Genomic DNA, 24842 nt, shown 5'->3' on the forward strand with positions numbered 1-24842 from the left:
TTTTAAATAAGCTGCTTATACAACAGGTAGCACCAAACCTTCGCAAGCCAGTAAGGCGTTAGAAAAATTAGCCTGAACCTCTTTTGCTACTTGGTCGAGGAAATCATCATGATCATCTGGGTGGTGATGGGAAATAATTAACTTTTTTACCCCTGCTTTCTGAGACATTTCTACAGCCGCTTGCCAAAGTAAATCAGCTGACTCGTGATCATGAGATGTTGGGGGTGTATAAGTGGCGTTAGCAATTAGCAAATCAACATCTTGAATAATTTGCAAAATTTGCTCTTTTTCTTCTTGTTCAGCACTCACGTTTATATCTGTTACGTAGGCAACACTATAGTTTTGCCATGTAACGCGATAGCCGATGGAACGCTGAGTTTGATTAATCAATGCTGTGGTAATAGTGACATCATCTAGTTTGATTTCACTGTTAGGCATTACGTGGTAAAATTGCAATTCCGACTGCATAGCCTGTAAAGGATAAGGAAAGTGGGGTTGCAGCATCTGGTCGCACAGACATTGTTTAATTGAGGCTCCATTAGAGGCAGCACCACCGTAAATATGAAAGCGATTCTCCGCAATAAAAGCTGGCGCAAAAAAGGGAAACCCTTGGATGCGATTAGATTGAGAATTGGTAAAAAATAAATGGGCTTCTAGCGGTTGTTGTAAATGCTGCCAAGCCTTACCCAATAGCCGTAAACCCGTACCACCATCGAAAATTAGCCGTTTACCAGCCACTTGCACTTCAACACAAGCAGTATTACCACCATAACGGCTAGTACTACCGCTTGGGGTGGGGATTAATCCCCTAACACCCCAGAACTGGATAATAAATTTACTAGCGAGGCTACTTAGGTTACTAGTAGACTCATCATTTAGGTAGCCTTGGGAACCTGACAGCTCAATATTTGTCATTTTCTTTGAATTTAGACCCTACTGAGCAGGTCATCATAGCGCCGCACCTCTAAGGGTCGGTTTTTTTCATCTACAATGACTACCGTTGGAGTGTAATTTTTTAACTCCTCCGATGTAAACTGCCCGTAAGTCATTATAATCACGCGATCGCCTATAATGCCTAGACGGGCGGCAGCCCCATTTAGCTCAATAATTCCAGAATGCGCTGGAGCCGCGATCGCATAAGTAATAAAACGCTGTCCATTGGCATTATTCACTACTTGCACTTGCTCATAGGGCAGAATGCCAGCCTTCTCTAACAAGACCTCATCAATGCTGATACTACCCACATAATTGATGTTTGCCCCTGTGAGAGTACAATTATGAATTTTTGCCAAAAGGAGGGTACGTTGCATTTTAGTTAAAAATTCTCCAGCAATAGTTTCACTTAGTCAATTATGGACTATGGAAGCAGGAGGCAGGAGGCAGGAGGCAGGAGGCAGTGGTTAAAAGCTTATTCCTTTTCCCTTTCCCTACTCCCCACTCCCTACTCCCCACTCCCCATTATCTGTAAGCTTGAATTGACTTATCTACTAAAGCTTTTACTTTATCAACATCTTGCCAACCGAGAATTTCAGTTACTTTTTTTTCTAAATTTTTGTAACTACGGAAAAACTCAGCTATTTCATCTAAGCGGTGTGGGGCTATGTCATTCAAAGATTTTACATGAGCGTAACGGGGGTCTTTAGCGGGTACTGCGAGAATTTTCTCATCGCGATCGCCACCGTCAACCATTTCCAAAAAGCCAATTGGTCTGGCAGCAATGACACAACCAGGGAAGGTAGGCTCATCAATAATCACCATACCATCTAAGGGATCGCCATCATCAGCTAGAGTATTCGGGACAAAGCCGTAATCGTAAGGATACTTGACTGAAGAATATAGTACTCGGTCTAGGGCAAAGGCTTCTAGGTCTTTATCAAATTCGTATTTATTTTGGCTACCACCGGCAATTTCAATAAGAATGTTGATGATACCGGGTTTGGGTTGTGCTGGAATACGGGATAAGTCCACAAAAAACTCCTGATACTAACTAAAAGGTATTGGGGACATACTCCCCGTGTAGAATTTTATGGCCAAGATGGACACCTTCCCAAAGTATTTATTTAAGTAGTCAGTTGACAGTTATGCTTGCAACCTAGTTCTAGTCAGTTCAATGCTGATTTTGCCGCCAAAGTCAGGAATGGGGGCAGCGGGTTTGGTGACTATAACTTGCAGTTGTGTGACTTGATCGCACTGCTCGATAATGGAATCAGCGATCGCACCTGCTAATCTTTCTATAAGGGCAAACTTAGAAGTTTTCACCAAATCTTTGATTAAGCTAATGACGCTGCGATAATCTAGTGTATCGGCGATCGCATCGCTCTTAGCAACCGTAGATAAATCTAACCATAATTTGACATCTACCTCAAACCACTGCCCTAATACCTGTTCCTCTGGTAAATAACCAGTGTAGCCATAGCAGCGAATCCCCGTTAAGTGAATGCAGTCCATCTCAAATTCTGCCTCTGCAACTTAATTAATATATCAGGGATTGGGAAGGGGGAATTTTACAGGTAATAGCAAAGGTAGATATTCGCTATTACCTGTGAGTCTAAATCTCAGCGACAGCTCGTTCTATCAAACGTCTGGCCAGGGTTTGTGTACCTGTGTGTTCGTAGTAATTAGTGGCTACATCCAAGAAAGCAGCCAAATAATCTAACTTGTCATCCGCGACATCCAAAAAGCTATTCAAATTATGAGCTACTTTTTGAGGAGTTAGATTATTGGCACTTACAAGGCCACTCATCCAACCTTTAACGGAATCAAAACTTTCACCGATAAAGTTAAGTTTACTACCAGCATTATTACCGGGTATCACATCTTTGATACCTTGAAAAGTTGAGTTATTTTCTAACTCTTGAGGATTGGTTTGACTGATGGTAGACATGGCTGTGTTGATAAAATTGGGGCCTAAAGGTATCAAACCATCAACACAAACTAAAGCTACCATACGAATTAGTGATTCACCGCTATATTCTCCTAAAGAGGCGACAAAATCACCAATACTATCCCCAGGAATACCATTAATTTGACAGAAAGCTACCAATTCAGCCACTAATTTCAAACATAAATCTATAGTTTGAGCTTTGTCGGCTTTGGGTGTAATCGAGTTTAAGAAACCTAACAAGGGAATTTTCTCACCAACTTTATTCGCTAATGCAGCAGTACCCAAAGCTTTATCTGTACCATCAACAGTTTGATAAAGCCACAATGCTGTTTGATATCCTTGGGAGCGGTCATTAAAGAGATAGATTGCTCGTTCGCCGATTTGCTGAATTAAGCTTTCGTCGGTTTCACCAGTGACAGTTTTGATAGTATTCACAAAGCCAACAGTATTTTGCCATTCACCTGGGGCGACAAAATCTAAGGCGTTGAGTAGGGAGACGGTTAAACCACTAGTTGGTAGTTGATCTACTAACTCAAAAATGGGTTTGCTCACAATAATTTCCTTATATTTTAGGGTTGGAAACGCAGAGGTACGCAAAGGTACGGGGAGAGTTTGTTATGAGTGTAGGATTTATTTGAGTTTGGCTAGTCCGTCGAGATTAAATTTTTCTAACCAATCTGCGCGATCGCTTGCTGTAAATGATGGAGAGCGAGACAATACTTTTACTTGATATTTCCCCACTAAAACGGCTGTTTGCGTATTACCTACTTCTACAGCCGGATAACCGCCAATTTTCTTGGTGCTGTTAGAAAATTTTGCGGCGGCTGTGGGTAAGCTACTCGTATCAGAAATTGATAATAAAGCTAAATCTTTGCCACCTTTTTTCAACTTGGCTTCAGCAAAACCTTTCTTCTCTTGGGTATAAACTCGCTGATATCCAGCTTCTTCACTAGGGAAAAATTTATTAAATTCACTACCTTGAGTAGCCGTTTTCGCTACTGCTTGACCTTTTTTCTGACGAGTACTTTCCTGCTGTACTTGGTCAAAACGTCCTGGTGCTTTAGGTGTACAGGCTGTAGTCAGTAGTAAAACCGCTAACAATACAGCTGCTAAAATTCTACGCGCACGGAAAAATTTCATGTCTACTCCTAATGCTTAAGCCTTGAGGCAATTATCGGTGCTGCTGTTAGTTGATGCTAATAAAATTTACTTTTTGATCCAATTCAGTGGGGAGTGGGAGGTGGGGGAGATGTGGTGTGGCTAAACGCCACGCTCCGCGTAGCTTGTTTCCACGGAGTGGTACGGCTACGCTCACCAACCGGGAGTGGGGGGAGATGAGGAAGAATAATAACTGTCAACTGTCAACTGTCAATTGTCAACTGCTTATGAGCGATCGCAGCATAAAACGGATCACCACCAGGCGCACCTAACCATTGCAAGATATTTGGTATTGTTGCTTTTCTGGCGATAATTTCTGGTGTGCTAAATCCTGGTACGGATGCAAAGTAGCGTTTAACTAACTCTAAACGTCCGGGTTCGGAAGCATCGCGCCAAGCTTGAATCGCTTTTTGATAGAACATGCGGTTAGAAAAGCTGATAATCGCCACACCACCGGGTTTGAGGATGCGGTGAATCTCAGAAAATACTGCTTCTGGATATTGTATATACTGTACAGACACACAATTAAGAACTGCATCAAATTCTTGATCGGGGAGAGGTAAACCTGGATTTTCGTTGAGGTTCTGCACAAAATAATGATTGAGGCGCGGATTACGTTCTAGTTCCTCAGCGTTGAGTCCGTGTCCTTCTACGTGAGCAAAGTTTATTTCTTCTGGTAGATGCGAAACCCAACTACTCATCAAGTCTAATATGCGTGTATTGGGTTGCAGTTTTTCTCTGTATAAACCCGTCAACTGTTGAATAAAACCTTCATCAACATGAGTAACGAAGCGGGGATAAGCATAAAATAGATTGTCGTCTGTATCGTCTAATTTTAAACGTTGGTCTGGTTTTAATAACATAAGTGCCTGTATGGGAAACTTGTGTAACTTTTAGTTTTCTTGGAAAGAAATACTCTTTACATATTTTAATAAAGTTCAGGTTCATCAACCCATTCAGTGTTTTAATGTCGTATAAATCACAATCTTTACACTCCGTTTGGCGGCAGTTCACCTTATCAGCCGCTTTTCCCTACGTTAGTTTGCTGATTTGGACAGTCCCCTTGTTACTATTCACTTCTGGGCAAAATAGTTTAATCGCCCATGATGAAGGACTTTACGCTTGGCGTGCGCGTCTTATTATTGACACTGGTGATTGGATAGCCGGTTGGGGAATTAATCACCACAAGACTCCCGGCCCTTATTGGTTAATTGCTAGTTTTTATGAGCTATTTGGAGTCAATGAATTTAGTGTGAGATTTCCTAGCCTTATTTTTGGGATTCTTTGCCTATTACTTGTGTATGAAATCGGCAAAGTTATTCTGAATAAAAACTTAGCTTGGCTAGCTACAGCAATTTTGAGTGTGGAATTTCTTTGGTTGCAATATTGCCGTATTGGTAATCCCGATATACCAATGATTTTCTGCGTACTTTTAGCTATTTATTCATTGATTAAATCTGAATTAAATCTCAAACATCGGTACTTGTTTGGCTTTATTGCTGGATTAACTTTGGGTTTAGGATTCTTGATTAGGAGTTTTGTAATTGTTCTGCCAACAATAGCTTTATTACCTTATTTAATATTAGAAAATCGTCGTCATCGTCATTTAACTAACCCTTGGTTATATGTAGGCATAATTGTAGGTTTTTTGCCTACATTGGTTTGGTCATGGTTGAATTGGCAACTTGACAAAAATAATAGTTTCGCTCCTTTAGTAGCATTTGTATTGCAATCTAGTTCTGAGGAACGTGATGGAAATGGAGTAATATTTTATTTCTGGAATATTGCTTTAAAAGCATTTCCTTGGCCATTCTTTGGACTTTTAGGATTATTTTTAGTTTGTCGTCGTCCGCTACCTCGTTATAATTTGATATTAGTTGGATTTCCCCTAATTTTATTTACAGAACTCACTATTTTCTCCACCCGTCTATCTCACTATGCTCTTTGTCTTTATCCTTTTATTGCTTTACTAGCGGCTGTCGGTTTAGATTGGTTAGGTAATATTTTTGAGCAAGGATATACAAAAAGCAAACCCTTATGGAAAAAGAGTAATATTCCACTTATTATTAGTTATACCAGTGGTTTATTAGGGATTTTATTCTTATTAGCAGCCATAATTGCCTTAATCTGGGGTGGAGTCTATCGCAATTATGCAGTTATATGTTTAGTTGTTGGCTTAAGCTGGTTTATTGTGCCTACAGTTTGGATTAGCCGCCATAAATTAGGAATCAAATCCATCACTTCTAGTTATTGGATAGCAGGCTGGCTAATTCCTTGCTGGTTAGCTTTGGCGTTGATTGGCAGTTTTGGTTTATTAAGTGACTATAATCCTGCTTATCGCACCTTTGTACAAAAACCAGCGATCGCTTCTATCTTAAAAAACTACCCCGTTCATTTTGTCAAGGTGCAAGATAAAAAGTCTGTGCTAATTTTCTTCTACACTCCTATTCACGGACAAGAAGTAGATACAATTGCTCAACTACCACCCTCCAGTTATGCTTGGGTAAATAAAAATAATGTCCCCGAAATAACCAAACCACACCGCGTTATCGGAGAACTACAGCAATATCAGCTGGTGCAGTTACTTCAGTAGAGATGAGGGAGTGGGGGGAGATAAGGGAGGTGAGGGAGTGGGAGAGAATGACTAATAAAAACTGTCAACTGATAAATGACTATTGACTAATGACTATTGACCCATCTATAATAAATATTACGCACGCGAAGTAATTAAATGATTGCTCAACCCGATCATCCTCCTGCTTCAGAGTCATGGCAGCAATATCTGGCTCCTTACAGCATGGGTTACAGAATCAAAATCCTTTCTCAACTTCTGACTCGGAAGTTTACTGAGAGATTGGAACCTTTTGGGTTGACTCCGTTTCACTGGTTAGTTTTATGCTGTCTGTGGCAGGAAGATGGGTTGCCTACTTCAAGTATTGGCGACAAACTCAAGCAAGTAGGCGGTACGCTGACTGGTGTACTTGACCGGATGGAAGAACGGGGTTTAGTGCGTCGGGAACGGGATGTACACGATCGCCGGATCTGGCGAATTTGGCTGACTGATGCAGGTAAAGAATTGGAACGTGTGTTACCTCCTATTTCTGCCGAGTTATGTGATGAGGCAATGCAAGGAATTACTTCTGCCGAACGTGAGATATTTTCTCAACTTTTAAATCGCGCGATCGCTAACCTCTCTTAAGGTATTGTCATTAATCACCCATCAGGGTGAAGAAATATAAAGCATTTTGGCGGAATAATATTACGCATACTAAAGAACAGCGAGAAAATCTCTAATAACTGAATATTACGGGTTCTAAACATTATTAATTTTATAAGCGAGTAGACCATCATGGCAGGCAATAACTTAAACGGATTAAACGGACGCAAATCCCGGACTGTAATTATTGAAAAAGAAGTGGTTGAGCCAGAAAAGCTCAATACAGCCACGATTGAAGCGCCAGTAAAAACACCAGAGACAGAAGCACCACAGGCAGAAACACCGGAGGAAATAAAAGAAACTCCCAAGAAATCCAAAAAGCCAATGAAGTTAATCTTGGCGGGTTTGGGTATAGGTGCGATCGCCGCAGGTGGATTTGGCTATCACTATTGGCAGTATGCTTCTACCCATCAAGAAACAGATAACGCGACTGTCGTCGGAAATATTCACCAAGTTAGCAGTAAAATACCTGGAACTATTGAGCAGGTATTGGTGAATGATAACCAAGTAGTACAACCAGGGCAATTGCTAGTCAAGCTTGATCCACGAGATTATCAAGTCAAGGTACAACAAGCGCAAGCATCATTGGAAAATGCCCAGCGCCAAGCCCAAGCCGCCCAGGCAAATATTGCTCTATCCTCTGGAACTAGCACAGGTAAAACAGCCCAAGCCCAAGGTGATGTGAGTAGTGCTACAGCTGCGATCGCCACAGCCCAAGCAGCCGTCAAAGAAGCCCAAGCTGGTATCCCAGCCGCTCAAGCAGAAGTCAAACTCGCCCAAGCTGGGATTCCTGCGGCCCAAGCGCAAGTAGCCCAAGCTAACGCTAACTTAGAAAAAGCCCAAGCTGATTTCAACCGCTACCAAAGCTTGTATCAAGAAGGAGCAATTCCCCGCCAACAGTTAGATACAGCTAGAGCCGCTTATGATGTAGCTGTAGCGCAAAAAAATGCGGCTTTACAAGGCGTAGAACAAGCCAGAGCCAGATTAGCATCGGCACAAGTTGGTGTAGCCAAAGCGCAATCGCAGTTAGCACAAGCCCAAGAAAACGTCACCAATGCCCAAGCTAAATTAGCCGCGTCTCAAGGTGGATTACAACAAGCTACCGCCAGTGGACAGGATACCGCAGTTAAACGTAGCCAATATGAAGCTGCAAGAGCTGCGATCGCCCAAGCCCAAGCTTCGCTCAACGATGCACAATTGCAGCTATCCTACACCAACATTACAGCCCCCAGTGCCGGACGGGTAGGTAAGAAAACGGCGGAAGTAGGGAACCGCATTCAAGCTGGAACCCCCTTAATGGCAATTGTGGACAACAATTATTGGCTAGTTGCCAACTTCAAAGAAACTCAACTAGAAAACATGCGGACAGGACAACCAGTAGAGATTAAGCTGGATGCCTTCCCCCATCACACCTTTGCAGGTAGAGTTGATAGTATTTCTCCTGCATCTGGCGCACAATTTGCCCTTTTACCACCTGATAACGCTACGGGTAACTTTACCAAAGTTGTCCAACGCATCCCAGTCAAGATAATTTTTGACCAAAAGAGTATCCAAGGATACGCCCCACGGATTACACCAGGGATGTCTGCTGAGGTTACTGTTGATGTTAAGTAATGAAGTGAGGCAGTTGACAATTGACAGTTGTTATTTCCCACTTCCTGTTCTTCTCCTGGGAGGGGTTAGGGGTGGGTTTGTCCCTCGTTTCCCCCATCTTCACCACTCCTCGCCCTATGAATCCAAAAACGTGGCTGCAACTACCGGCTTTCAGGTCAAAAAATTATCGACTGTTTTTTGCTGGTCAGGGAATTTCTCTGATTGGTACATGGATGACCCAACTAGCTACAGTTTGGCTAGTTTATCGCTTAACTAATTCCCCCTTAATGCTAGGGGTTGTAGGATTTACCAGCCAAATTCCTAGCTTCTTCCTCGCACCTTTTGGGGGAGTATTTGTTGATAGATTTTCGCGGTATCGTACCTTAATTGGGACGCAGATATTAGCGATGTTTCAGTCGTTAGCGTTGGCTGTATTGACTTTGACTGGTGTGATTCAAATTTGGCACATTATAGTTTTAAGTTTAGTACAGGGTTTTATTAACGCCTTAGATGCACCAGCTAGACAAGCGTTTGTACCTGAATTGGTGGAACGCCGAGAAGATTTAGCTAATGCGATCGCCATCAATTCAACTATGATTAACGGGGCGCGATTAATCGGCCCAGCTATTGGTGGTTTGTTAATTGCTAGGGTTGGTGTAGCCTATTGTTTTTTAATTGATGGTTTGAGTTATATTGCCGTCATCGCTGGCTTATTGGCAATGACAGTTAAGCCCTGGAAAGAGAATAAAGTTAATGGTAATCCTTTGCAGCAAGTTAAAGAAGGATTTATCTATGCTTTTAGCTTTCCACCAATCAGGGCAATTTTATTACTATCAACTTTAGTTAGTTTGATGGGGTTACAGAACACTATTCTCGTTCCTATTTTTGCCGAAACTATCCTCAAAGGTGGGGCGGAGAGTTTAGGATTTTTGATGGCAGCTTCGGGATTAGGTGCTTTATCTGGTGGGATTTATTTAGCCACACGTAAAACTATTTTAGGCATTGGTAAATTAATTGCGATCGCTCCAGCAGTTTTAGGCGTTGGACTCATTGCTTTTGCTATTTCTAGATATCTACCCCTTTCGTTATTTACGATGTTATTTGTTGGTTTAGGCACAATTTTACAGATAGCTGCCAGCAATACATTTTTGCAAACAATTGTGGAAGATGACAAGCGTGGTAGATTGATGAGCTTATATACCATGTCATTTTTAGGCATGATACCTGTAGGTAACTTATTAGGTGGTGCATTAGCTAATCGTATCGGCGCTCCTAACACGTTAATTATTGATGGTATAGCTTGTATTGTTGGGTCTGTTCTTTTCTATAGGGAATTACCAACTTTGAGGAAGTTAGTAATGCCTTTGTATGAGAAAAAGGGAGTGATTGCAGCAGCGAAAACAACTAGAGTCTGATAGAGAGCGATTTATTGCTCATATTGATGATGGTAAAGGCTAAAGTCTTGTTATAAACTCTATAAGATTAATAAATGATATGAATAATACAGACGCAATGCGTCAGGCAGGGAAAAATACTAATGTACCGCCAAATCATGTACCTTTTAGAACATGGGTTGGGGTTCTAGCTAGTATGCTGGGCGCATTCATGGCGGTGTTAGATATTCAAATTACTAATGCTTCATTACAAGATATCCAAGCGAGTTTAGGCGCAACTTTAGAAGAAGGCTCTTGGATTTCTACTGCTTATTTAGTAGCAGAAATAATAGTTATACCTTTAACTGGTTGGTTATCAAGAGTATTTTCTCTACGCCGTTATTTATTAGTTAATACTGCTTTATTTATATTCTTTTCGATCTGCTGTGCTTGGGCGTGGAACCTTAACTCCATGATTCTTTTCCGTGCCTTACAAGGCTTTTGTGGTGGGGTATTGATTCCTTCAGCAATGACGGTAGTTCTGACAAAATTGCCCCCAGCAAAGCAAGCAGTTGGATTAGCTGCATTTGCCATTACAGCAGTTTTTGCTCCATCTGTCGGCCCGACATTAGGCGGTTGGTTAACGGAAAATTATGGTTGGGAATATAACTTTTATATTAACGTAGTTCCGGGAATATTAATGTTGGCTGGAATTTGGTATGGTATTGCCCAAGATAAACCCCAATTACAACTATTAAAACAGGGTGATTGGTGGGGGATTGGTTCTATGGCAATTGGCTTAGGTTCCCTGCAAGTTGTATTAGAAGAAGGTAGTCGTAAAGATTGGTTTGGTTCACAACTTATAGTCCGTTTGAGTATATTAGCAGCAATTTTCTTAACTCTATTTTTTATTATTGAATTAACTCGCAAGCAACCATTTATTAATTTGCGAATAATACGTTATCGTAACTTTGGTTTAGCGAGTATTGTAAATGTTTCTTTGGGTATAGGTTTATATGGTTCGATTTATATTTTACCGTTATATCTTGCCCAAATTCAACAATATAATGCGTTGCAAATTGGGGAAGTTTTAATTTGGGCTGGTATGCCTCAATTATTGATTATTCCTTTTATTCCTAAATTGATGCAACGCATTGATGTCCGTTTTATGGTGGCCTTGGGGGTAACTTTATTTGCTATTAGTGCATTCATGAACTCAGGAATGACTAATCAAACAGGGTTAGACCAATTAAGGTGGTCGCAGCTTGTCAGAGCGATGGGACAACCTTTAATTATGGTTCCTTTAACCTCAGTTGCTACGACTGGTCTAGATCCTAAAGAAGCAGGTTCAGCCAGTGGTTTATTTAATATGATGCGAAATCTGGGCGGTTCTATGGGGATTGCTGTTTTAGCAACTTTATTAACTAATAGAGAGCAATTTCACTCGAATAGATTAGGTGATGCAGTATCTTTGTACAATCCAGATACACAGCAACGCATCGAACAAATGACGCAATATTTTGTTAGTAGAGGTGCTGATTTAAGCACTGCGCAAAATCAGGCGATCGCATCCATATCAAATGTAGTCCGCCGCGAAGCTTATGTAATGGCATTTAATGATTGTTTTTACTTTATTGGACTGGCTTTACTGCTAAGTGGTATCGCAGTTTTATTCTTCAAAAAAGTGAAAGCAACAGGTGGTGCTGTTGCCCACTAAATTTTGAAAATTAGTAATAGGTAATCGGTCATAGGTAATGGGAAATTTTGACAAGTTGCAGGTGTTCATATCCCCGACTCTTTAAAAAAGTCCGGGATCTATGACCTATCAATAACCAACATTACCGCTATTTTTTCCTGGTTGAATAATTACTTGTGATTGTTGAATGTTGACTCTTCCACGGACTCTAGCAACTTGTTGTTGAGAAAACATTTCTCGTAACACCATTGCCGGGTCTACATAGTTGTTAGCGTACTTTAAACCCCAATGCAGATGCGGCCCAGTTGTACGTCCGGTCATTCCTACTCTACCTATTCTCGCTCCGGTAGGTATTATTTGACCTTCCCAAATTTGAATGCCACCTGCGCGGTCAATTAAAAAACGCCTACCATTGGCACTATCAACATATCCTTCCATGTGGCAATAGGTGTGTTCCCATTCACCTGATTTGATGACAACGTGCGTACCACAAGCAGTTTTATCACCTACTTTAATAACTGTCCCCGCCCACCAATTACGAATATAGCTACCTTGGGGAGCAGCAATATCTAAGCCACTGTGAAATTCCCAACCATTACCGCCAGTAGCAGAAGGACGATAGCCAAAAGCAGAAGTATAAGATTGAAAGTTCTCTACAGGAAAAGAAGCTGCTAACCAACCATTACCACTTGTAGCTATTGTGTTGGATTGGGTTTCTCTGGCTATAACAACTTCGGCTTTAGGGAATAGAGTCATAAAACCCAGAATATTTAAACCCAACGCTAAGAGTGTAGCTCCCGAAAGTGCTACTTTTCCCTGTCTATAAATCATTATTTTATTCCTCAAGCCACCTAGTACAATCAAGTCAAATTTCTATGAATTTTTAATGAAAAACAAATCAAAACTAATCACAAAATTTATATTTATCTGATGCAGTAAATGGTTGTTTTTGGCTTACAGGAATTTTCATGTACGTATATACTGAAAAATTTCTACATATTTAGTCAAATAGCTTAAGATATAAAGGTCTAAGCTGTCAATTTTATCTCAATTAATTGTTCTATAAGCTGTTAAAAAACGTTTAGCAACAGGACGTTAGTTATGTAAAATACAATGTTTATGCTAAATACTTACGCATCTACGTAGTTGAGTCACAAGTTATAGCGAAAACATTTAAGATAGTACTTCAGGAGGCTTATTTCAAAAGATAGTTGCCAATTACTCAAAATATTGTTAGTTTTTATGCTTAAAATTGCTGAATATGTCGATTGACCTCAGACCAAGTGTCAAGGCGACGATTTGCAGGACGACCTCAAGCCATGCTGACTGAAATTTTCCCTTTCTCTTTTAAATTGAATACGATCGCCATCGCCGGAGCAAGTTTATGGTCTTTGGCGCTATATCTAGGTTTTTTCCCGGTGAGCGAATGGGTAATCGAACAACTCAACCGTTGGTTTAACTTTGCCGAGCGATCGCTGTATACCAGTAACACAGAATTTGAAAAAACTCGCAAAGCTAGAGAAGCCCAAAACGCCTTTTACGCCTCACTATTTAGTATTGTGCCGTTTCTTTTGATTGGCAGCCTATGCAATTGGGGTGTGGAAATTAGCTTAGGGCGTAGTTGGGCTATCAGCATGGGCTTACTAGCCTGTATGGGTTGCGGCATTTATGAACTAGGAAGGCGTGATGGGCAATCTCCAGATTAAGTAGAACAAGGTGAAAAAACCAAAGTGTGTAAAGATAAGTAAATACATAAATGTGTCTACCAAGGTAACAGGGATATGGGCAGCCGTTTAAGGGTATTTCTGACTCCTAAGCAAGATAAAATTTTGTTCAACCTGAGAACGGCAGATGTACCCCAGAAAGTGAAAGACCGAGCCGAAGTGATCAGATTAAGCGCACATGGTTGGTACGTAGAGAAGATAGCAGATCACTTTGACTGGACTGCCCAAACAGTAAGAGAAGTTTTGCATAGATGGGAAAAACAAGGTCTAGAAGGACTGTGGGAGAAAGCAGGGCGGGGAGGAAAATCAAGGTGGGCAGAAGCTGACATGGCGTTCTTAGAAAAATGCTTGGAGCAAGAACCACGTACATATAATAGTGTTCAATTAGCCCAAAAATTAGAGCAAGAACGCTCCGTGAAATTGAGTCCTGACTGGTTAAGGCAGGTACTCAAAAAAAGGGGGTCATTTGGAAGCGAACTAGAAAAAGCCACAAAGGAAAGCAAGACAAAGTATTGCAGCAAATCAAACAGGCAGACTTAGAGATGTTGGAATTATCTGCTGCTGCTGGAGAAATCGATTTAAAGTATATGGATGAATCAGGGTTTTGTGCCTGGAGTGAACCCAGTTACAGTTACTACTTCCGAGGTCAGCAAAAACGCCTGGAGCAGAGTAAGCGTCGGGGTCGAAGGTTAAGTATTATTGGGTTTCTTCAACCCCTAATTAGTTTTGTGTACGGTCTAGTGATTGGTGGCGTTTCACGCAAATCCTATATTCAAATGATGGAGCTTGAAGCACTTGAAGCCCAAAAAGCAGGTCGTATCAGAGTCATCGTTCAGGACAACGGCCCGATACATCGGTGCAAAGAAGTTCAGCAATTATGGACAAAGTGGGAAGAGATGGGTTTGTACATCTTCTTTTTACCTAAATATTGCTCAGAGATGAATCCAATTGAATTGGAGTGGCAACACCTGAAAAAAAATGAACTAGCTTCTCAAAGTTTTGAGGATGAATTAGACCTTGCCTATGCTGTCATTGATGGAGTTCAAAATAGAGGAGAAAAGGGAAACTACAGTACGCAACGTGTAAAATTTAACTCTTATTCTTCTGCTTAATTCTTTGTTACATACTTATAAATTTTCTCCACGACTTACTTACCCGTTTTTATATCATCAAGTATTGTCTCTATGCTTTCATCCACTACAGGATAAAAAAAGGAAATAGTTCATCCTGCCAAATACGAGCTTTTCCCTGTAAGCCTAAATCAATAGTTTTCATAGTTATTCAATTCCCCAAGCTTTTCTCCAATTTTTATTAAAATCTTCTGGATAAGCCTTAATTACTTCGGGATGATACAAGCTGTACGGTGAAACACCATATACTTAAAAATGTGAAATTTTTGCAGAAAGTATCAAAAAGCTCTATTCAAAAATCATAAACTTTTTATCTCTTCTTCTACCAAATTTGCTAACTTTTCGGCTGCGCCGCCTTCACCACGAACACGGCGGAGTTTTGTTCGTATGTCTTCTAATTTTTCTGGATTATTCAAGTAATCGACAACCATTTCCCCAACTTCTTGAGGCTGGAGTTTACCTACAAGTTCTGGGACTATTTCTTCCTGCGCCCAGATGTTAGGCCACGCTAATAAACCTTTGCGTCTGAGAAAAAACCAATTGATAATTTTGGCAAAGGTTGAACCCACACCAGGTAAATTTGCCAATAACCCTGGTAAACCATCCCAAGAACGCATGGCATCAAGTTGTTGTGTAGGTAGCAAAACAATCATTGGCACACCTAAAGCACCTAACTCGGCAGTGTTTGCGCCTACGGTAGTTAAACAAATACTGCATTGGGATAATAAGTTATGAGCAGGATTCTCTTGCCATAACTCTACAATTAAGCCACTGCCTGTTTTTAAAAGTGGTTGATGATTTTCCTCTAAGAAAATTAAAGAAGCGCCAGAGGAATGAAAAGTTTCGACAAATGGATTTTTTTGAGCATCGGCAAAACTGACTAAAGTTTGTAAATCCAAAGTCGGTGCTACGGGAATCACAAACTTAGTTTGGGGGATTTTGCTGTGAATGTATTCTGCGATCGCTAAAGTTAAAGGTACACCTTGAGCTAATTTAGCAGCTTTTGACCCTGGTAAAATACCGATGGTAGGGGAGTGGGGAGTGGGAAGTGGGGAGTGGGGAGCAGAAGATTTGGCTTCTAGCATGAGATCGCCGACAACGGTGAATTTGTGCGCGTATTTGGGAGAAACTTTGGCGGCGACTTGGGGTTTCATGACTGCGAAGCTATCAATTAAGTTATGCCATCTAGCTTCCCACTCGGCGTAAACTACTGTGCGGTATCCAAGTTTTTTGCCGATGACTACAGGGAAAATCTGGTCGCCTCCCAGGAAAATAACTACACCTTGGCTCCTCCAATCCCAATTTTCCTGAGTTCTGCCCCATAGCAAAAATTGCCAGAAATGTTCTGCTGATTGTACTCGGTCTACTTCGGGATAGGAAAGGGCGATCGCCGCTTCTTTGCCACTAGCATTAGGACAAGGTGACAAAACTACAGAAATTCTCACATGTTCACGGTCATCACCTAATTTTTCTCGCAATGCTTTGACTACAGGACGCACCCAAGTTGTAATTTCTCCAGGGCCGTTGGACAGAATAAGAATGTCTATGGGACTCATGGGTCTAACTCATCCTCAACAGTTTTAGAGGCAAGTTCATATTTTCAAATTGATGGTATTGGTTGAATTTTAAGATAATTCATCTTCATGTCACTTCTTTTAGCTGAAAATGAAGGATAAGCTTAACTGCTCTTAGTAAATTAGATGACTACTAAGCAAGATGGAGAAGTTTATGACTTTAACAATCAATAAATATGTTCCTATTATTGCCACAAAATTGGCAATTATCGCTTCAATGATAGTTTTACCTTTACCAACTAAAGCAGTAACATTGGTAACTGAGCGTGTAACATTGAAGGCTAATGACCAACTTGATTGGTTGAGTTTGGGTAAAGTATTAAATCCCTTAGCTTTCAACCCTGCGGATTTTCTGCCTAACTCATTTTCCGCTACATCTGAGGGTGGATTAGGGTTGAGGGTAGACATTCCATCGGTTGCGCGTGTCACTCCACCATTTGTCTTTAAAACCACTCTTCCACCTAATGGTATTCCCACAAATTTTGCCGACGGTGATTTGATTTTACTTACTGGTTTGCGTCCAGGTACGTTTCCGGCTATTGGCAACCCAGGCCCTTTGAGTATTACTTTTAAAAAACCTGTTCTTGGTGCGGGAACTCAAATATCTGTAGATGATATTTCAAAATATACTTTATTTGTTTCCGCTTTTGATCAAACAAATACCTTGCTAGATACCTTCTCAATCCAAGGTACTTCCTCAGTAGAACTGGATAATTCAGCACAATTTATTGGCGTTCGTAGCAACATACCCAATATCTCACGACTCGTTTTTAGTAGTTCTGAGCCTAACCGTGCTTTTGGCATTAATAGGGTCAGCATTGTTGCAGCAGTTCCCGAATCATTTTCTACCTTGGCTATATTAGCTTTTGGCGTTTCAGGCATTGTTTTGAAACCAAGGCAACATACTGGAAAACGCCTGATATGAATTACAAATTAAATCACCAATGGTTTAAGTACAGAATTGTGCCACTGGCGCTGATACCAATCTGCTACTAAAGGACGGACAATAAATTTAGGTTGCTCATCGCCTTTAACATCGATACGCAAACAGGAATAGGGACGATGTTTGTGTGAACCTTGACCGTTGCGACCGACATAAAGATGCGATCGCGCAATCAATTGTCCATCTTCAATTAAATCTGCACCTTCTGGACGTTGGCGACGCAGGCTATAGCCACTCCCACCGCAGACTATCCAGTGCATATTGCGATCGCCATGTCCAGTGTTGAACGTTTGCAGGTACTCTAAACAGTGAGCGTGACCATTCAATACTAAATCTACTAAAGGACGACCTTGATTGCTGTCGCCTATCTCCTGCGCGACTGCATCTAGGACATCACGTAGGCGGCTGCGAATTACTAGTGTCTGTGATTGTAGCCATTTGGTGGCTTCGGTGACGTAAGGAGGATGATGGAAGTAAATAATCCTTCCCCGCACTTGGGGGTTATTCCACGATGCAATTAATCTTTGCTTTAACCAGTCTAGTTGTTCGGTGTCAGTCTGCGCTGGTTGAGAATCTTTATTTAATTGTTTATCGATATCAACAATAATTTCTTCAATTTGAGACACATTGGAGTGTATATCATCTAAACGTTCCGCTTCGCTGGGGTTGTCTGGGTTCAATTTCGCAGAAGTCTCTATCATTTGCATCTTCTCGCGTTCTAATTCTTCCCGACGCTGAGATAGAAAATTGCGATCGCTATCACCTTTTTTTGTAGCGGGTAAAGGTTCTGGATCGTTAAATGTATTAGAATCTAGGGCAAAAAAATCTATATCACCGTAGCGAAAAGTGTAATACCGATTTGGTAGGCGAGTGAATTTTCCTGGTTGGTAAGCTAGACCAAGACCTGTATCTGTCTTAGCTGTGTAATACTTGTCTAAATGACGGGAGAACTCACCGGGTAATTGTCGTAGGTACTGATAATCGAGAAAAGCTTTAGCATAAGCATCACCCGTACCCGAACCATGAAAGCCGACATCTATATCTAAACGCGATCGCAACAACGACCGAATCGGCCAAGTAGAAATAGATACTAAACTTAATAAGGTGGGTAACTCATAATAATCGTGGTTTCCCGGTACAGGAAGAATCGGTAACTGAAAAACCATCTTGTCGTAAGCAATTTGTCGTGGGTTCTCTCCACCTACAATCAACTCACGATAAGGCTCGATAAAATTGGGTTTGTAGTATTCACTCGACCCCACCAAATAAATAACATCGCCAGTATGTAGCAGAAAACGGCATTCCTGATGGTGAGGAAACATCAATTCCGCAACTTGGCGTTGGGGGTTGTGTCCTCGGTGTTTCCCAGAACCACTATCACCCACAACTAAAAAAGAAAATTCCCTATCTCCAGCTTTACCATCCTCAATTTCCAGCCGAGTTTGGTCAATATTGCGCTCTAGTATTAACGGGTCTTGCCATCGTACCCGTTGCTTCATCTTACTGATTTTCTTCGCTATTGCTGGATCAGATACTAGTTTCAATACTACTTACTCCTAAATTTTCGACAAGAAGGGATGAGGGGGATGAGCGAGATGAGGAAGAGTTAGATATAGCTTTAGCTTTTTACAGAGTAGAAGACAAAGTAGTTACAATTTCTTCCTCATCTCCCCCTACTCCCCCATCTCCCCCCTTTTCCTACTCACCCTCTGATTCCTTGAGTTCAATCACTAAATTGGGTAGTCCGTCTAGTTTTTCTACAAGTTCCTCTTCTGGGACTGTGGCGACAAAAACCTTTAAGGCGGCTGGTAGACACTTAATATCTACCGGAGTTGTACCTACTACCTCACCATCAATGACGACTTTTTGCGGTGGGTCTGTGGTGATTTTAAATTCTCTTGCTCGTAGATAACCGATGTCATCTCGCTCGGCGGCGCTTTTAGAAGACGCTGTTTGAAATAGATGATAAGTAGCTGCGATCGCACCTGCTTTGCTATTAGGCGCTACGATAGTTAAATCAAGTAATCCATCATCATAAACAATCCCGGCTGGCCCCTGAGCCAGAACTGAAGTCGGAGGTGCAGCATTCGCCACAGTTACCGCCGCCGCCGTGGTTTTAATAATTTTGTCTGGCGTTTCGATTTCTACATCAAAACTTTCCAACTCGCGTAATTCTTGCACACCTGCTAGAACATACGCCAACATCCCAAACCGTTTTTTCGATTCCCGATCAGCCCTTTCGACAGTTTCCGCCTCAAAACCTATACCTGTCAACAATATCATCGGTAAATCATTGCAATAAGCAACGTCTACATTGTGTGTTACTCCTTGCAAAATTGTCTTACAAGCGGACTCAATTGTGTCAGGGATGCCTAAAGCTGTGGCGAAAGCATTAGCCGTACCCCGTGATATCACTCCCAAAGGAATCTCACTACCAATCACAGCCACAGCCGCCGCCGATAATGTCCCATCCCCTCCAGAAGCGATGATAGCTTCTACACCCCGCTCTACAGCTTCTCGTGCTAATTGGTCTGCACCGACTTCTTCTGTAGTCAGGTAAATATCGAGATCCATTTCTGGTTCTAATAATGCGCGAATCTCTGCTAAATCTGTTTCTGGATTCCCCTGACCAGCAACTGGATTAAAAATAAGGCAAGCGGAACGATTCATATATATGGAATATCAGTTGCGATGGCGCTTCACTTAGTGTAGTTGTTCGCTTAAGTAACAATTTATTCATAGCATTTTTTGCACATCATTTCTTCTGTCTGGTGGTAGGTTTGGACAGTTGACAGTTAACAGTTGACAGTTGTTATTCTCCCCCTACTCCCTCATCTCCCCCCACTCCCTCATCTCCCCCCACTCCCTCATCTCCCCCACCCCAAATCATGAAAACACCTCTCTACCCCTCTTTTCTCCTCGCTTGCAGCATTTTGGTTTTCCCAACTGCGACAATGGCAAAACCGACATTGGTAGCGCAAAAGCTGAATTGTAATCTGCCACAAACTCAACTGGAAATTAATCGCTGTTCTCAATTGGCTTATGAAAATGCTGATAAAAAGTTGAATCAAGCTTATAAACAATTATTGCCAAAGTTAAAACGTCCTAGACAGCAAAAGTTAATTGCTGCACAGCAAGCATGGATTAAATTTCGTGATACTAGCTGTGAGTTTGAGCGAAGCGGTTATGAAGGGGGAAGCATTGCGCCTAGTGTTTATCTCAATTGCTTAGAAAAGTTAACAAAACAACGTACTCAACAATTACAAGAATATCTTCAACCAGACAGGTAAAAACTCTAAATTATATTTAGGTTTGTTGGTGATTAATCATTTTTTTCTACCATTACCCATTACCCATTACCCATTACCTATTACCCCGATGCAATGTTGAGGAATTATAACTAATGTAAAACTCTGTAAACAAAGACCAAAAAAAACTTAATTTGCATCCTACCGCACCAATCAGATTGTCACCCACTGCGGTAGTCTAGATGAGAGTGAAATTATCGCCTGGTTTGACATATTGTTTTATGACTTCAGTTGTTTCCAGTGCTAAACGCACAATTCGTATTGGTTCTCGCAAAAGTCAACTCGCTCTAGTTCAGACATACTGGGTTAGAGAGCAATTACAAAACAGTTTCCCAGATATCAATTTTGAAGTCCACACCATGTCTACCCAAGGCGACAAAATCCTTGATGTAGCACTAGCCAAAATCGGCGATAAAGGACTGTTCACCAAAGAACTAGAAGTGGGAATGCTGAATGAGGAGATTGACTTTGCTGTTCATTCCCTGAAAGATTTGCCAACCAACTTACCAGAAGGGTTAGCACTAGCCGCTATTACAGAACGAGAAAATCCTGCTGATGCGCTAGTAGTGCATGAAAAGTTTAAAGATAAGCAAATTGATACTCTCCCCGCAGGCGCGGTGGTGGGAACATCTTCTTTAAGACGCTTGGCACAGTTACGTCACAAATTCCCCCACTTGACATTTAAAGATGTACGAGGAAATTTGAATACACGGTTAGCTAAATTAGATGCTGGTGAGTATGATGCTCTAATTTTAGCGGCTGCGGGATTGCAACGTTTGGGTATGGGCGATCGCATTCACCAAGTCATCCCTAAAGAAATATCCCTCCACGCTGTTGGACAAGGTGCTTTGGGAATAGAGTGTCGTGCTGATGATGCTGAGTTGATATCACTACTTAAAGCCATTGAACACCCCGAAACACGCGATCGCTGTCTAGCAGAACGCTCTTTTTTACGCAGTTTAGAGGGCGGTTGTCAAGTTCCTATAGGTGTAAATACAGAAATTAATGGTGATGAATTAACACTCACAGGTGTAGTTGCCAGCGTAGATGGACAGAACATAGTTAAAGACACCATTTCCGGCGCTGCTAGTGATGCGGAAGCAATTGGTAAACAATTAGCCGAACGCCTACGCGAACAGGGAGCGCAAGAAATTTTAGAGGTCATTTTTGCAGAAATTCAACGTGGTTCTTAACAGGGGTATGTGGGTGTAGGAGTATAGCGCAAAGTCTGGGCGGAGGTTTCCTCCGATCAGAACTTTGTAAGAGAAGGGTGTAAAGGTTTTGAACGCCTGCACTTTTATTCCTTACTTCCTGTCCCCAGTCTTAACAGATAATCTTGATGCGTCATATTTTCTGGTAGGGGCAGGTAATGAGCCAACATAATTTTTTGAAGAATATTGTATTAGCAATATTCCTAGCTAGTTTTTCCTTATCCTGTGAAACAAAGGTTAGCGAAAGGACAGAATCAGGTAAGGCTGTAGGACAGGAACAGACACCACCCCAGGTTAGCTACGGTGACTTAATTATTAAAGAGCAATCAGATTATTTAATGATTCCAGTAAATGCTAATGGAAAGAATCAGGAGCAAAAATTCAGTTTAGATTCATCCCGTTATGATAAACGAGATTACACGCTACTTTATAACCTCATTTTTTATCATAAACAAACTGGTGAAAGTCATATTCTATTAGATAAAAAAGCAATTATTAACTCATATGATTTATTAGAAGCAAAAATCACCGATAAACCTGTAACAAGAGCGTGGTTTTATCAAATCATTGACCAAGATACTAATAAGGATAAAAACCTTAATCAAGAAGATGCTGTGATTGGTTACATCTCTGATTTATCTGGAAAGAATCTCATACAAGTCACACCCAACAATACTAAAATCATTAATTGGGTAGTTTTGCCGAGCCAAAAAGCAATATTTATTAAAATTATCAAAGATTCTGATAATGATAATAAATTTACCGGAGCAGATAAAACTAACTTTGTCAGAGTTAGCTTAGAAAAGCCCAGTATCGGTACAGAAATTATTAGTGAACAGATAGAGCAAATAGTTAAGTCATATATCATTAAATAGATAATAAGTATTTAGATTCCTGACTGTTAATCAGGTCAGGAATCATATTTTCCTACTGAGAAATTGACAAAACCCAATCTCTTAAAAGCGGGTTTACCTGATTTGGAACTTCATCATGAGGACAATGACCAGCCTGAAGAAAATGTTCTGTAAGTTCTGGATAATATAGGCGAAATTTTTGAGAACGTTCTTTAGCATTCATCCAAGGATCAGCTTCACCCCATAAGAGTAATAGCGGACAAGTTAATTGCTTTAATAACACATCAACTTTTTCCCCTTTAGGACTGCTAAAAACTGAGACAAACACATCCAACGCGCCCTCATCGTAAGCAGGACGGGCAAGTTCTTCTACTAATTGGTCTGTGACTGCACTTTTGTCAAGATACACTTTTTCTAAAGTTTGGCGAATTACCCAACCTTGACGCACGTATTGAAATAATAAAAATTGTGCTAAAGGTTGTTGAAACATCCACTTAACACTATCACCCAAAAGTTTTTGTAAAGGAGACTGTTGCTTGGGAGGTTGAATTTGCGATTTTAAAGTTTCTGGTTCTGATGTGGATTCAGTTTCGCTAAATGGCCCGGCGCTATTAAGTAAAACTACACCAACCGCGCTTTCAGGACGTTGAGATGCAGTACATAAGCAAGCATAACCACCGAGAGAGTTACCCGCTAATACTGCTTTTTCACCAATGACTTCACTAATAAAATCATGCAGTTGGTCACGCCACAAATCACCGCTATACTGCAAATTGGGTTTAGCCGATCGCCCAAAACCTAAAAGGTCGATGGCAAATACCTCAAAATCATTGCACAATCCTGTGATATTCTTACGCCAGTGGTCTGTAGAAGCACCAAAGCCATGTACCAACAACAACGGCGGACGCTGCGATCGCTTTTCCCCCGCACGCACGTAGTAAATTTTATGCCCTCGCCATTGCCAGTATTGCCCAGGTATTGGATTTGTTGAGGTAACTGTAGTTGCCTGCATATTCCTAAGAAATGTTAAGTAGCCTTTAATAATTGTAGAGTAGGTACTGGGAAGTGGGGGGATGAGAGAGAGGAGGAGATGAGGGAGATAAGGGAGAATAACTATGGACTATGGACTAATGACTAATGACTAATGACTAATGACTAATGACCAAAACAATGATTACAGGCAAAACTAAACTATTAGGGGTAATTGGACATCCGGTGGAACATTCGCTGTCACCGGTGATGCACAATGCAGCTTTAGGACAATTGGGATTGGACTATGTGTATCTACCCTTTCCCATAGCACCGGATAATTTAGAGGTGGCGATCGCGGGTTTGGCTAGTATTGGTGTAGTCGGGTTTAGTGTGACTATTCCCCATAAACAAGCTATTATTCCCTTGCTTGACGAAATTAGTCCCGTTGCTCAAGCTATTGGTGCGGTAAATACTGTTACCCGTCGAGGTAATCAATGGGTGGGAACGAATACGGATATAGAAGGGTTTATCTCTCCTTTGCAAACTACCTATCAGCAAGATTGGAGTCAGAAAGTTGCTGTAATTTTAGGCAATGGTGGCGCTGCTAGGGCTGTGGTTGCAGGTTGTCATCAACTGGGTTTTCCAGAAATTCATGTAGTAGGGCGCAATGTACAACGCTTAGAAGAATTTCGTCACAGTTGGGAAAATTCAACCATTGGCGAGAATTTACAAGTCCATAGCTGGGATCACTTAGCAAAACTTATTCCCCAAGCCAACCTCTTGGTAAATACTACGCCGATAGGGATGTATCCTAAAATCGATGAGTCGCCTTTAAGTACACAGGAATTGGTAAATTTACCAGCAGGTGCGTTGACCTCTGGTCTGTCGCAGACCATCGCTTATGATTTAATTTATATTCCGCAACCTACGCAATTTCTCCACAAAGCACACCAACAAGGTGCAATTGCTATAGACGGTTTAGAAATGTTAGTTCAGCAAGGTGTCGCTGCTTTAAAAATCTGGCTACAGCAGGACAATATACCTGTGGATGTCATGCGTCAAGCATTGAAAAATCAACTAGGTTTGGGGTAATTAATGTGTCTGCAATGTCGGTATTTCTGGCATTGCTGATTGAAAATATGAATTAGCCGCATACGGCTAAAGCCGAACCCGCAGGGTAGGCGCAAATCAAACCTATAATGTTG

General features: G+C 41.2%; 25 protein-coding genes. 12 read left to right on the forward strand and 13 right to left on the reverse strand.

What is annotated here, in order from left to right:
* Positions 1-15: 15 nt before the first annotated feature.
* From NSMS1_RS10125 to NSMS1_RS10155, 8 genes are all read right to left on the reverse strand, one after another.
* The gene (locus NSMS1_RS10125) at positions 16-915 is read right to left on the reverse strand and encodes an MBL fold metallo-hydrolase (RefSeq protein ID WP_224092890.1); all 900 of its coding nucleotides are present in this window, start codon (positions 913-915) and stop codon (positions 16-18) included.
* A gap of 11 nt (positions 916-926) precedes the next feature.
* Positions 927-1310, reverse strand: coding sequence for an aspartate 1-decarboxylase (gene panD / locus NSMS1_RS10130; protein ID WP_224092892.1), 384 nt, complete (start codon positions 1308-1310; stop codon positions 927-929).
* A 148-nt stretch (positions 1311-1458) separates the two neighbouring features.
* The gene (locus NSMS1_RS10135; protein WP_224092894.1) at positions 1459-1968 is read right to left on the reverse strand and encodes an inorganic diphosphatase; all 510 of its coding nucleotides are present in this window, start codon (positions 1966-1968) and stop codon (positions 1459-1461) included.
* 111 nt (positions 1969-2079) lie between these two features.
* Positions 2080-2448: a dihydroneopterin aldolase gene (gene folB / locus NSMS1_RS10140; protein ID WP_224092896.1), complete on the reverse strand. Its 369-nt coding sequence runs from the start codon at positions 2446-2448 to the stop codon at positions 2080-2082.
* A gap of 100 nt (positions 2449-2548) precedes the next feature.
* A complete protein-coding gene (locus tag NSMS1_RS10145; RefSeq protein WP_224092897.1) occupies positions 2549-3436 on the reverse strand; it encodes a hypothetical protein in 888 nt (295 codons plus the stop codon).
* A gap of 78 nt (positions 3437-3514) precedes the next feature.
* Positions 3515-4024, reverse strand: a complete 510-nt coding sequence (locus NSMS1_RS10150; protein ID WP_224092899.1) for a hypothetical protein — start codon at positions 4022-4024, stop codon at positions 3515-3517.
* An 83-nt stretch (positions 4025-4107) separates the two neighbouring features.
* Positions 4108-4242 carry a hypothetical protein gene (locus NSMS1_RS35050; RefSeq protein ID WP_263432567.1) on the reverse strand — a complete coding sequence of 45 codons (135 nt, stop codon included), beginning with the start codon at positions 4240-4242 and terminating at the stop codon, positions 4108-4110.
* A 3-nt stretch (positions 4243-4245) separates the two neighbouring features.
* Positions 4246-4905 (reverse strand): class I SAM-dependent methyltransferase, encoded by a 660-nt coding sequence (locus NSMS1_RS10155; protein ID WP_224092901.1) that lies wholly within the window; start codon positions 4903-4905, stop codon positions 4246-4248.
* A 104-nt stretch (positions 4906-5009) separates the two neighbouring features.
* Between NSMS1_RS10155 and NSMS1_RS10160 the strand changes: the two genes are divergently transcribed.
* From NSMS1_RS10160 to NSMS1_RS10180, 5 genes are all read left to right on the forward strand, one after another.
* On the forward strand, positions 5010-6635 hold the full coding sequence (locus tag NSMS1_RS10160; protein WP_224092903.1) for an ArnT family glycosyltransferase: 1626 nt from the start codon (positions 5010-5012) through the stop codon (positions 6633-6635).
* Positions 6636-6773: 138 nt separating this feature from the next.
* Positions 6774-7241, forward strand: a complete 468-nt coding sequence (locus NSMS1_RS10165; protein WP_224092905.1) for a MarR family winged helix-turn-helix transcriptional regulator — start codon at positions 6774-6776, stop codon at positions 7239-7241.
* A gap of 150 nt (positions 7242-7391) precedes the next feature.
* Complete coding sequence (locus NSMS1_RS10170) at positions 7392-8873, forward strand: HlyD family secretion protein (RefSeq protein WP_224092907.1); 1482 nt, start codon at positions 7392-7394, stop codon at positions 8871-8873.
* Positions 8874-8989: 116 nt separating this feature from the next.
* Positions 8990-10267, forward strand: coding sequence for an MFS transporter (locus tag NSMS1_RS10175; protein ID WP_224092909.1), 1278 nt, complete (start codon positions 8990-8992; stop codon positions 10265-10267).
* Positions 10268-10346: 79 nt separating this feature from the next.
* Entirely contained in the window at positions 10347-11942 is a 1596-nt protein-coding gene (locus tag NSMS1_RS10180; protein ID WP_224092911.1) for a DHA2 family efflux MFS transporter permease subunit, read from the forward strand.
* A gap of 108 nt (positions 11943-12050) precedes the next feature.
* On the opposite strand, the gene NSMS1_RS10185 is transcribed toward NSMS1_RS10180, so the two are convergent.
* A complete protein-coding gene (locus NSMS1_RS10185) occupies positions 12051-12752 on the reverse strand; it encodes a M23 family metallopeptidase (RefSeq protein WP_224092913.1) in 702 nt (233 codons plus the stop codon).
* Between the two features lie 488 nt (positions 12753-13240).
* On the opposite strand from NSMS1_RS10185, the gene NSMS1_RS10190 reads away from it, so the two are divergent.
* Complete coding sequence (locus NSMS1_RS10190; RefSeq protein ID WP_224095188.1) at positions 13241-13627, forward strand: hypothetical protein; 387 nt, start codon at positions 13241-13243, stop codon at positions 13625-13627.
* Positions 13628-13702: 75 nt separating this feature from the next.
* A protein-coding gene (locus NSMS1_RS10195; protein ID WP_224085966.1) for an IS630 family transposase occupies positions 13703-14757 on the forward strand; the annotation gives its coding sequence in 2 pieces (ribosomal slippage) (positions 13703-14095 and positions 14098-14757; 1053 coding nt in all).
* Between the two features lie 317 nt (positions 14758-15074).
* Here NSMS1_RS10195 and NSMS1_RS10200 read toward each other — a convergent pair.
* On the reverse strand, positions 15075-16331 hold the full coding sequence (locus tag NSMS1_RS10200) for a lipid-A-disaccharide synthase (protein WP_224092915.1): 1257 nt from the start codon (positions 16329-16331) through the stop codon (positions 15075-15077).
* A gap of 172 nt (positions 16332-16503) precedes the next feature.
* Here NSMS1_RS10200 and NSMS1_RS10205 point away from each other — a divergent pair, with 172 nt between their 5' ends.
* Positions 16504-17274, forward strand: a complete 771-nt coding sequence (locus NSMS1_RS10205) for a hypothetical protein (protein ID WP_224092917.1) — start codon at positions 16504-16506, stop codon at positions 17272-17274.
* Between the two features lie 8 nt (positions 17275-17282).
* Here the strand turns inward: NSMS1_RS10205 and NSMS1_RS10210 are convergent, their stop codons facing one another.
* Together NSMS1_RS10210 and NSMS1_RS10215 are read right to left on the reverse strand one after the other, a co-directional pair.
* On the reverse strand, positions 17283-18836 hold the full coding sequence (locus tag NSMS1_RS10210) for a metallophosphoesterase family protein (RefSeq protein ID WP_224092919.1): 1554 nt from the start codon (positions 18834-18836) through the stop codon (positions 17283-17285).
* Between the two features lie 154 nt (positions 18837-18990).
* A complete protein-coding gene (locus NSMS1_RS10215; protein WP_224092922.1) occupies positions 18991-19962 on the reverse strand; it encodes a YegS/Rv2252/BmrU family lipid kinase in 972 nt (323 codons plus the stop codon).
* A gap of 284 nt (positions 19963-20246) precedes the next feature.
* Here NSMS1_RS10215 and NSMS1_RS10220 point away from each other — a divergent pair, with 284 nt between their 5' ends.
* From NSMS1_RS10220 to NSMS1_RS10230, 3 genes are all read left to right on the forward strand, one after another.
* Complete coding sequence (locus tag NSMS1_RS10220; protein WP_317986587.1) at positions 20247-20582, forward strand: lysozyme inhibitor LprI family protein; 336 nt, start codon at positions 20247-20249, stop codon at positions 20580-20582.
* 239 nt (positions 20583-20821) lie between these two features.
* On the forward strand, positions 20822-21793 hold the full coding sequence (gene hemC / locus NSMS1_RS10225) for a hydroxymethylbilane synthase (protein ID WP_224092926.1): 972 nt from the start codon (positions 20822-20824) through the stop codon (positions 21791-21793).
* A gap of 176 nt (positions 21794-21969) precedes the next feature.
* Positions 21970-22686: a hypothetical protein gene (locus tag NSMS1_RS10230; RefSeq protein ID WP_224092927.1), complete on the forward strand. Its 717-nt coding sequence runs from the start codon at positions 21970-21972 to the stop codon at positions 22684-22686.
* A gap of 52 nt (positions 22687-22738) precedes the next feature.
* Here NSMS1_RS10230 and NSMS1_RS10235 read toward each other — a convergent pair whose 3' ends face one another.
* Complete coding sequence (locus tag NSMS1_RS10235) at positions 22739-23677, reverse strand: alpha/beta fold hydrolase (protein ID WP_224092928.1); 939 nt, start codon at positions 23675-23677, stop codon at positions 22739-22741.
* 158 nt (positions 23678-23835) lie between these two features.
* Between NSMS1_RS10235 and NSMS1_RS10240 the strand changes: the two genes are divergently transcribed.
* Positions 23836-24729, forward strand: a complete 894-nt coding sequence (locus NSMS1_RS10240) for a shikimate dehydrogenase (protein ID WP_224095189.1) — start codon at positions 23836-23838, stop codon at positions 24727-24729.
* Positions 24730-24842 lie beyond the last annotated feature (113 nt).

It is taken from the genome of Nostoc sp. MS1 (assembly GCF_019976755.1).
Classification (GTDB): domain Bacteria; phylum Cyanobacteriota; class Cyanobacteriia; order Cyanobacteriales; family Nostocaceae; genus Trichormus.